This is a genomic window from Enterococcus camelliae (genome assembly GCF_042685105.1).
In the GTDB taxonomy this organism is placed as follows: Bacteria; Bacillota; Bacilli; order Lactobacillales; family Enterococcaceae; genus Enterococcus_G; species Enterococcus_G camelliae.
The window spans coordinates 98,398-98,761 of record NZ_JBHUMO010000044.1 but is presented as its reverse complement, the minus strand read 5'-3'; the positions used below and the strand labels follow the sequence as shown (position 1 = coordinate 98,761).

Here is a 364-nt window from a genome sequence, read left to right as displayed (position 1 = left end):
GCACGAGGATATCAATTTGACATTATTCAAGATATTGGTAGTGGAATTAATTACAATAAAAAAGGATTCAGTCAGTTAATAGACAAAATTACCAATGGCGAAATAGACAAGGTAGTTATTCTATACAAAGACCGTTTCATCCGTTTTGGTTATGAACTCATTGAAAAACTTTGTAATAAATATGGCACAGAAATAGAAATCATTGACAATACAGAAAAGACGGAAGAACAGGAACTAGTCGAGGACTTAATTCAGATTGTCACTGTTTTTAGTTGCCAATTACAAGGGAAACGAGCGAAGAAAGCTAAGAAGATGATTAAGGAGTTGATGGAAGATGATACGAGCCAAGAAAGTAAGGTTGCGT

1 protein-coding gene is annotated in these 364 nt (G+C 34.3%); it reads left to right on the top strand.

The window, feature by feature from the left end:
* Positions 1-364: IS607 family transposase (locus tag ACFSR0_RS07410; RefSeq protein WP_379981419.1), on the top strand; the 364-nt coding region annotated here is incomplete at both ends.